Source organism: Streptomyces capoamus, assembly GCF_014654935.1.
GTDB classification, from domain to species: Bacteria; Actinomycetota; Actinomycetes; order Streptomycetales; family Streptomycetaceae; genus Streptomyces; species Streptomyces capoamus.
In genome coordinates this window covers 153,740-161,978 of record NZ_BNBF01000015.1, presented here as the reverse complement: position 1 = coordinate 161,978, position 8,239 = coordinate 153,740, and the positions used below count along the sequence as shown (strand labels likewise).

At 71.3% G+C, this 8,239-nt stretch carries 10 protein-coding genes; 5 read left to right on the top strand and 5 right to left on the bottom strand.

Annotated elements, in window-relative coordinates; all coding sequences use genetic code 11:
• On the bottom strand, positions 1-712 hold a 712-nt coding region (locus tag IE312_RS41495; protein ID WP_229900328.1), incomplete at its 3' end, for a glycine--tRNA ligase.
• 160 nt (positions 713-872) lie between these two features.
• Between IE312_RS41495 and IE312_RS23350 the strand changes: the two genes are divergently transcribed.
• The 4 genes from IE312_RS23350 to IE312_RS23335 all read left to right on the top strand — a co-directional run bounded on the left by IE312_RS23350 (position 873) and on the right by IE312_RS23335 (position 4,007).
• Positions 873-1,850: a metal ABC transporter substrate-binding protein gene (locus IE312_RS23350; RefSeq protein WP_189984290.1), complete on the top strand. Its 978-nt coding sequence runs from the start codon at positions 873-875 to the stop codon at positions 1,848-1,850.
• An 11-nt stretch (positions 1,851-1,861) separates the two neighbouring features.
• Complete coding sequence (locus IE312_RS23345; RefSeq protein WP_189984289.1) at positions 1,862-2,632, top strand: metal ABC transporter ATP-binding protein; 771 nt, start codon at positions 1,862-1,864, stop codon at positions 2,630-2,632.
• Positions 2,632-3,534: a metal ABC transporter permease gene (locus IE312_RS23340; protein WP_189984288.1), complete on the top strand. Its 903-nt coding sequence runs from the start codon at positions 2,632-2,634 to the stop codon at positions 3,532-3,534. The genes IE312_RS23345 and IE312_RS23340 overlap by 1 nt, the downstream gene beginning before the upstream one ends.
• Before the next feature lie 62 nt (positions 3,535-3,596).
• Positions 3,597-4,007, top strand: a complete 411-nt coding sequence (locus tag IE312_RS23335) for a Fur family transcriptional regulator (protein WP_189984287.1) — start codon at positions 3,597-3,599, stop codon at positions 4,005-4,007.
• A 21-nt stretch (positions 4,008-4,028) separates the two neighbouring features.
• Here IE312_RS23335 and IE312_RS23330 read toward each other — a convergent pair whose 3' ends face one another.
• The 4 genes from IE312_RS23330 to IE312_RS23315 are packed head-to-tail and all read right to left on the bottom strand — an operon-like array spanning position 4,029 to position 7,711.
• Positions 4,029-5,354, bottom strand: coding sequence for a histidine-type phosphatase (locus IE312_RS23330; protein ID WP_189984286.1), 1,326 nt, complete (start codon positions 5,352-5,354; stop codon positions 4,029-4,031).
• A gap of 38 nt (positions 5,355-5,392) precedes the next feature.
• The gene (locus IE312_RS23325; protein ID WP_189984285.1) at positions 5,393-6,241 is read right to left on the bottom strand and encodes an isoprenyl transferase; all 849 of its coding nucleotides are present in this window, start codon (positions 6,239-6,241) and stop codon (positions 5,393-5,395) included.
• Between the two features lie 31 nt (positions 6,242-6,272).
• A complete protein-coding gene (recO, locus tag IE312_RS23320) occupies positions 6,273-7,019 on the bottom strand; it encodes a DNA repair protein RecO (protein WP_189984284.1) in 747 nt (248 codons plus the stop codon).
• Positions 7,016-7,711, bottom strand: a complete 696-nt coding sequence (locus IE312_RS23315) for a hypothetical protein (protein WP_189984283.1) — start codon at positions 7,709-7,711, stop codon at positions 7,016-7,018. The genes recO and IE312_RS23315 overlap by 4 nt, the downstream gene beginning before the upstream one ends.
• A gap of 335 nt (positions 7,712-8,046) precedes the next feature.
• Between IE312_RS23315 and IE312_RS41490 the strand changes: the two genes are divergently transcribed.
• Positions 8,047-8,239, top strand: a 193-nt coding sequence (locus IE312_RS41490; protein WP_229900327.1) for a hypothetical protein, incomplete at its 3' end; no start/stop codon positions are given.

The window sequence follows — 8,239 nt, the reverse complement described above, 5'->3', positions numbered from 1 at the left end:
ACCAGTTCCAGCGCTGCTCCATCCAGTATTCCTGCCACTGCTCGTCCTCGCCGGGCTTGACGAAGAACTCCATCTCCATCTGCTCGAACTCGCGGGTGCGGAAGATGAAGTTGCCCGGCGTGATCTCGTTGCGGAACGACTTGCCCATCTGGGCGATGCCGAACGGCGGCTTGCGGCGCGAGGTGGTCTGCACCTGGGCGAAGTTGGTGAAGATGCCCTGGGCGGTCTCGGGGCGCAGGTAGGCGACCGAGCCGGAGTCCTGGGTGGGGCCGAGGTGGGTGGAGAGCAGACCGGAGAACTGCTTGGGCTCGGTGAACTGGCCCTTGTTGCCGCAGTTCGGGCAGTTGATGTCCGCCAGGCCGTTCGCCGGGGCGTGGCCCTTCTTCTCCTCGTACGCCTCTTCCAGGTGGTCGGCGCGGAACCGCTTGTGACACGAGGTGCACTCGGTCAGCGGGTCCGTGAAGGTGGCGACGTGGCCGGACGCGACCCAGACCTCGGAAGCCAGGATCACGGACGAGTCGATACCGACGACGTCCTCGCGCGACGTCACCATGTAGCGCCACCACTGGCGCTTGATGTTCTCCTTGAGCTCGACACCCAGCGGTCCGTAGTCCCAGGCGGCACGCTGTCCGCCGTAGATCTCACTGCAGGGGAAAACGAAGCCACGGCGCTTGCTCAGGCTGACGATGGTGTCGATCTTGTCGGCGGCCACGGTGCTCTCTTCATTACGACGACGGGCGTTGAAGCGAGATGCTTCCAGCGAATGATTCAGGTTACCGGCGCAGGCTCCCCCACGACCAAATCGGCCCCCGACAAGACCGTCTGATGAGCGTTGTTGACAACGGTTTCCATGTTAGTTGAAAATGACTGTCATGAACGTACGACGACGCACCGGCGCCGGAGCGCGGCGCCTCATACCCGCCGCCGCGCTCGCCGCGGTCACCGCCCTCGGGGCCGGCACCCTCACCGCCTGCTCCGACAGCGCGGCGGCGGTCAACACCGCCAAGTTCGACGTCGTCGCGTCCTTCTACCCGATGCAGTTCCTCGCCGAGCAGATCGGCGGGAGGCACGTCCACGTCACCACCCTCACCTCGCCCGGCCAGGAACCGCACGACCTGGAGATCAGCCCGCAGCAGATCGCCGCCCTGGAGGAGGCCGACGCGGTGCTGTACCTGAAGAACCTCCAGCCGTCCGTCGACGACGCGGTGGCCCAGTCCCCGGTCAGGACCAGGATCGAGGCGGGCTCCTTCACCACGCTGGAGCACCACGGCACCGAGGTCGGCGGCCACGCGGCCGCGCACGACACCCACGAGGACGAGGAGTCCGCCGGCAAGGACCCGCACATCTGGCTCGACCCGGAGCGCTACGCCCAGGTCGCCGAGGGCGTCGGCCGGGCCTTCGAGAAGGCCGACCCCGCGCACGCCGCCGACTACCGGAAGAACACCGCGAAACTGGTCGGCAAGCTGGACGCCCTGGACTCCGCGTTCCGGCAGGGTCTCGCCCGCACCAGGACCAAGGTCTTCATCACCACGCACGCCGCCTTCGGCTACCTCGCCGAGCGCTACGGCCTCACCGAGGAGGCCGTGAGCGGCCTCGACCCCGAGTCGGAGCCGAGCGCCGCCCGGGTCAGGGACCTGGAGCGGACGGCCGAGGCCGACGGCGTCTCCACCGTGTTCTACGAGACCCTCGTCAGCGACAGGACGGCCAGGACCCTCGCGCACGACACGGGACTGAGGACCGACGTCCTCGACCCGATCGAGGGCATCACCGGCGAGTCCCGCGGCCGGGACTACTTCGCGGTCCAGCAGGCCAACCTCAAGGCCCTCCGGAAGGCGCTGGGCGCCAAGTGAAGGGAGACGAGATGACCAACGAGCCCGTCATAGCCCTGCGCGGGGTGACCGCCGAACTCGGCGCGCGACCCGTGCTGCGCGGCATCGACCTCACCGTCGGCCGCGGCGAGGTCGTCGCCCTCCTCGGCGCGAACGGCTCCGGCAAGTCCACGGCGATCCGCGCGGTCATCGGCCAGGTGCCGGTCAGCGGCGGGACGGTCGAGCTGTTCGGCACCCCCCGCCGGTCCTTCCGGGACTGGGCGCGCGTGGGCTACGTACCGCAGCGCACCACGGCGGCGGGCGGAGTCCCGGCGACGGTCACCGAGATCGTCTCCGCGGGCCGCCTGTCCCGCACCCGCTTCGGCCTGTTCCGCAGGAGCGACCGGGAGGCGGTGCGCCGGGCCCTGGAGCTGGTCGGCATGGCGGACCGCGCCAAGGACTCGGTCGACGCCCTCTCCGGCGGCCAGCACCAGCGGGTGCTGATCGCCCGCGCTCTCGTCGCCGAACCCGAACTGCTGATCATGGACGAGCCGATGGCCGGGGTCGACCTGGCCAGCCAGGAGATCCTGGCCCGGACCCTGGAGCAGCAGGTGGAGGCCGGAGCCACGGTCCTGCTCGTGCTGCACGAACTGGGCCCCCTGGAGCCCCTGATCGACCGGGCGGTCGTCCTGCGCGACGGCTGCGTGCTGCACGACGGCCCGCCGCCGCGCGCGGTCGGCCAGCACGCCCTGCCCGGCCACGACCACGTACACCCGCACGCACCGGCGGGCGCCGAACCGATCCGCACGGGACTGCTGAGCTGATGTACTTCCTGAACTACGCCTTCATGCAGCGGGCGCTGCTGGCCGCCGTGCTGGTCGGCATCACCGCGCCCGCGATCGGCATCTACCTGGTCCAGCGCCGCCAGGCCCTGATGGGCGACGGCATCGGACACGTGGCCATGACCGGCGTCGGCCTCGGGTTCCTGCTGTCCACCTCCCCGGTGTGGATGGCGACGGCCGTGTCCGTCCTCGGCGCCGTCCTGATGGAACTGATCCGCTGGTACGGCCGGACCCGCGGCGACATCGCCCTGGCCATGCTGTTCTACGGCGGTATGGCGGGCGGCGTGATGCTGATCAACCTCGCGCCGGGCGGCTCCAACGCCAACCTGATGTCCTACCTGTTCGGCTCCCTGTCGACGGTGTCCGGGTCCGACGTGACCGCGATCTGTGTCCTCGCCGCGTTCGTCCTGCTGGTCACGCTGGGCCTGCGCCGCCAGCTGTTCGCGGTCAGCCAGGACGAGGAGTTCGCGCGGGTCACCGGCCTGCCGGTGCGCACCCTGAACCTGCTGACGGCGGTCACCGCGGCCGTCACCGTCACGGTCGCCATGCGGGTCGTCGGACTGCTGCTGGTGTCCGCGCTGATGGTCGTGCCCGTGGCGGCGGCGCAGCAGCTCAGCCGCAGCTTCACCGTCACCTTCGTGATCGCGGTCGCCATCGGCGTGGCCGTGACCGTCAGCGGCACGATCACCTCGTACTACCAGGACGTCCCGCCCGGCGCCACGATCGTCCTGCTGACCATCGCCGCGTTCCTCGCGCTGACCGCGCTGGCCACCCCGCTGGCCCGGCGACGCGCCCGCGCGGCGGCCGCCGCCCAGCCCGCGGGCGACCCGGCGGAGTGCGCGATCCCGGCCGCGCGCGGGACCGGCGAGGAGGTCGGCGTCTGACCGCCGGCCGTCCGGGCTGGCACAATGGCCCGGGCAGACGCCAGACGTGGAGGAGGCAACCGGTGACGACCGCTGGACCGCCCGTGAAGGGTCGCGCGACCCGCCAGCGTGCAGCCGTGGCGGCGGCCCTGGACGAGGTCGACGAGTTCCGCAGCGCACAGGAACTGCACGACATGCTCAAGCACAAGGGCGACTCGGTCGGGCTCACCACGGTCTACCGCACGCTGCAGTCCCTCGCCGAGGCCGGCGAGGTCGACGTCCTGCGCACCTCCGACGGCGAGTCCGTCTACCGGCGCTGCTCCTCCGGCGAACACCACCACCACCTGGTCTGCCGCGCCTGCGGCAAGGCGGTGGAGGTGGAGGGCCCGGCCGTCGAGAAGTGGGCGGAGGCCATCGCGGCGGAGCACGGGTACGTCAACGTGGCGCACACCGTGGAGATCTTCGGCACCTGTGCCGACTGCGCGGCGGGCTGAGCCGGGGCGCGGGGGCCCGGCTCACCTCCTGCCGAAGCAGCGCTCCAGTTCGTCGAGGTCGTAGAAGCGGCTGCCCTCGGCGGCCGGCCGGCAGTCCGGCTTGAAGGCCGTCTCCTTCTCGTTGTAGAGCATGCGGACCAGGTACCGGTCGCCCTTGGCGAACACGTCCCACTGGATGTTGGCTCCCAGCGGGGACACGTCCGCCCCCCGCCAGGGGTTGTCGGCGTACGTGTAGGCCCTGCCCGGCTCCGCCGGCCGCGTGCTGCCCGGCAGCCCCATCAGCGCGGCCAGCGGGATGATCTCCTCGGCGTGGCTGAACCGCAGCTCGGCCCCGAGGTCGCTGGTGCCGGCCCGCTTGGCCTCGGCCTGCCGGAAGAAGTCGTCCAGCAGGACGTCCGCCATCGCGTAGGTGATGTCGCTGCCGGCGAAGCCGGGACCCTTCTCGTAGAAGTCCTCGGCGTCGGACACGTAGCCGAACCAGGCCGCGTCCGGCCGGGAGACGAAGCGCTCCATGCGCCAGCCTTCCCCGTCCGGGCTCTCCTCGCTCATCGCGGGCGCGATGGCGTACAACTCGTAGACGGCCCGGGCGGCGCTCACCTGGTCGCCGATCGTCGCGACGAAGGGCTCCTTGAACAGCCCGCGCAGGACACCGTGCGCGGCCTTCCGGGTCCGCGGCCCGTCGGTGATGCCGCGGAGGGTGTCCTTCAGGCGCTGATCGTTCTCGACGTAGTCACGGTAGGCGGCCCCGCCCGCCGCCTTGTGGAAGTACAGCAGGTCCTTGTCGGTGCGCACCGGACCGATCAGCGGCCTCAGCGCGGGCTCGGCGCCGGCGAGGGCGTCGGTGAACGCGGTAGCGCTGTCCACGGCCCGCTGCTGCCCGGAGCCGACGACGTCGATCTTCTCCCCGCGGGCGGCGATCCCGGCGAACAGGGCGGGCAGCCGTCGCCGGAGCCGGCGGGCCGTGTCCGCCATCTCCTGCCGGCCCCGGCCGCTCAGGTCGCCGTAGCCGGTCTTCGCCATGGCGCCCTGGAGTGCGCGGACGACGGGCCGGAACTCCTTCCCCCTGGAGGTCAGTTGGCCCGTCGCCTCGGCCCGCTCCCACAGGGCGAGGACCAGGTCGCCGTCCTCGCTGTCGCCGGCGGCCCGGGACCCGTGCCGGGAGACGTTCTCGGTGAAGACGGGCACGAAGCCGGCCGGGGGCCGCTGGTAGGTGCGCGGGTTCTGCCGCGGGGCGTACGGGGCCTTCGTGCCGTAACCGTCGCGGTGCGCGGGGTCTTCGGCCGCGTGTGCCGGCAGGGCGGTGAGCAGCAGGGCGCCGAGGGCGAGGACCGGGGCGAGACGTCTCATGATCCGCATCCTCGGCGGCCCCGTTGAACGAGCGGTGGCTAGGAGGTGGAATCACCCTTCATGGCGGCTTCCATGGCGAGCAGTTCCTCGTTCGGGACGGCACCGCCGAAGCGGCGGTCGCGGGAGGCGAACTCCAGGCAGGCCCGCCACAGGTCACGGCGGTCGAAGTCGGGCCACAGCACGTCCTGGAAGACCATCTCGGCGTACGCGCTCTGCCAGAGCAGGTAGTTGGAGGTGCGCTGCTCGCCGCTGGGGCGCAGGAACAGGTCGACGTCCGGCATGTCCGGGTAGTACAGGTACTTCTGGATGGTCTTCTCGTTGACCTTGGACGGGTCGAGCCGGCCCGCCCGCACGTCCTCGGCGAGCCGCTGGGCCGCGTCGGCGATCTCCGCACGGCCGCCGTAGTTCATGCAGAAGTACAGGGTGAGCAGGTCGTTGTCCTTCGTCTGCTCCTGGGCGATCTGCAGCTCTTTGGCGACGGACTTCCACAGCCGGGGCATCCGGCCCACCCAGCGCACCCGGATGCCGAGTGCGTCGAGCTGGTCGCGGGTCTTGCGGATGAAGTCCCGGTTGAAGTTCATCAGGAAGCGGACCTCGTCGGGCGAGCGCTTCCAGTTCTCGGTGGAGAAGGCGTACAGCGAGATGTTGCGGACGCCGATCTCGATGGAGCCCTGGAGCACGTCCAGCACCCGCTCGGCGCCCACCTTGTGGCCTTCGGTGCGCGGCAGCCCCCGCTCCTTGGCCCACCGTCCGTTGCCGTCCATGACGATCGCCACGTGGCCGGGGACCAGCTCGCCCGGGAGTTTGGGCGCGCGGGCGCCGGACGGGTGCGGCTCCGGCGCCTGGTACTCGCGCCGCTGGCGCCCCAGGATCCCGCGTACCACCATGTGCTTCTCGTCTCCCTCGTGCTTCTCGCTCTTACTTCTCGACGTACCGGAGCGAACGCAGCCCGCGCTCCAGGTGCCAGTGCAGGTAGGCGGACACCAGGCCGCTGCCCTCGCGGACGTACCGCGCCTCGCACGCGTCCGCCGTCTCCCAGTCTCCCGTAAGCAGCGCCCCCAGCAGAACCAGGGTCTGGGGGGACGGTACGACACTGCCGGGCACCCGGCAGTCGACGCAGACGGAGCCGCCGGAGGCCACGGAGAAGAACCGGTTCGGACCGGGCATCCCGCACTTGGCGCAGGCGTCGAAGCTGGGCGCGTACCCGTTCACCGCGAGGGAGCGCAGCAGGAAGGCGTCGAGGACCAGGTGCGGGGCGTGCTCGCCCCGGGCGAGCGTGCGCAGCGCCCCGACGAGCAGCAGGTACTGCTGCACGGCCGGCTCGCCCTCGTGGTCGGTGAACCGCTCGGCGGTCTCCAGCATGGCGGTCCCGGCCGTGTACCGGGCGTAGTCGGTGACGATCCCGCCGCCGTACGGAGCGATCGTCTCGCTCTGCGTGCACAGCGGCAGCCCGCGTCCGACCAGCTCGCTGCCGCGCGCGAAGAACTGCACGTCGACGTGGGAGAACGGCTCCAGCCGGGCTCCGAACTTCGACTTGGTGCGCCGCACCCCGCGCGCCACGGCCCGCACCCTCCCGTGCCCGCGGGTGAGCAGCGTGATGATCCGGTCCGCCTCACCCAGCTTCTGGGTGCGCAGCACGATGCCGTCGTCGCGGAACAGACTCATGGCTCCATTCTGAACCACTCCGGGTGGCGCGTTCGCAGACCGGCGATGGCGAGCTGGAAGGACCGCAACGTCTTGCCCACCGGTGCCGGGGCGTACTCGCGGAACTCCAGGGTGCGCTGTCCGTGGGTGACCTGGGTGATGTGGAGGAGCGAGCTGTCCACCGACACTGTCAGATCGGTGGCCGCGCCGCTGTCGACCTGCCTCTCGGAGGTGTCCAGCACCACGTTCCCCACCTCGGAGTAGGGGATGCTCATCCGGCCCGCGGACGACTCCAGCTCCAGGTGGGTCTGTGTGAAGGCCACCGCGTCGCCCTTCTTGACCCCGCCTGTCCTGAGCTGCCCGATCAGCGGGCCCTGACCGGGCAGGACGGTGACGCCCTCGCGCGCCAGGAGCAGGCGCAGGGCGGCGCTGAAGTCCGCGGGTTCGGCACGCCGGCGCTCGACATGGGCGTCGACCTCTTCCGCGACCCACCCCTGGCCCCATCTGCGCGACGTCGGGAAGTACGGCGGCACGGCCTGCCATCCGCGGTGGGGGTCGCCGACCCTCGCGATGACGGCGTCCATGTGCTCCTTGACCGCGTCGATCCGGTATCCGCCGCCCTTGACGGTGGCGAACCGGAGTTCGCCGTCGGGCGGTGCCCCGCCGTCACGGTCGCGACCGTCCTCGGGTGTCTCCTCGTTGCGCGACTCCATGAACCCCCCTCGATGTCCCCGGGCCGCGTCCCCGACGACCCGCTCCAATGTATGCCGTTACCACCATGTATGGCTTGGTATCGGGGCCCCGGGCCGGTGATTGGCGGATTCGTGCCGCCTCACCCCGTCGGCCCGCCTACCCGTCGCAGGTCACCGGAGGTTCCCGCCGCCCCCGCGTGCGGGAATGCGCCACTGCCCGGCTGCGGCATACGTGCGCGCTGTCTTGACCGCCGCCGACGCCCCTCCTATGGTCGCGCTACCGGACGTAGGACGTCGTATCTCCGCGTATCTCCGCGTATCTCCGCCCCATCCACCCGCCATCCGCTGGAGGACCCGTGCGCGACGACGACGTACCCCGGACACCCGGCGCACTCCGGACACCCGGCGCGCCCGGTGGGCCCGCACCGCGCCGCCGCTCCGTCCTCGCCGGCCTCGGCGCCGTCGGCGCGGCCGTCGCGCTCCCGCCCGCGCTGACCGCGTGCTCCACGGGTCCGGAGTCCACCGACGAGACCTGGCACGGCGGCAGGG

Coding starts and splice junctions, on each gene's coding strand:
- IE312_RS23350 (WP_189984290.1), top strand. CDS start 873: ATGAACGTACGACGACGCACCGGCGCCGGAGCGCGGCGCCTCATACCC.
- IE312_RS23345 (WP_189984289.1), top strand. CDS start 1,862: ATGACCAACGAGCCCGTCATAGCCCTGCGCGGGGTGACCGCCGAACTC.
- IE312_RS23340 (WP_189984288.1), top strand. CDS start 2,632: ATGTACTTCCTGAACTACGCCTTCATGCAGCGGGCGCTGCTGGCCGCC.
- IE312_RS23330 (WP_189984286.1), bottom strand. CDS start 5,354: ATGAGACGTCTCGCCCCGGTCCTCGCCCTCGGCGCCCTGCTGCTCACC.
- IE312_RS23325 (WP_189984285.1), bottom strand. CDS start 6,241: ATGGTGGTACGCGGGATCCTGGGGCGCCAGCGGCGCGAGTACCAGGCG.
- recO (WP_189984284.1), bottom strand. CDS start 7,019: ATGAGTCTGTTCCGCGACGACGGCATCGTGCTGCGCACCCAGAAGCTG.
- IE312_RS23315 (WP_189984283.1), bottom strand. CDS start 7,711: ATGGAGTCGCGCAACGAGGAGACACCCGAGGACGGTCGCGACCGTGAC.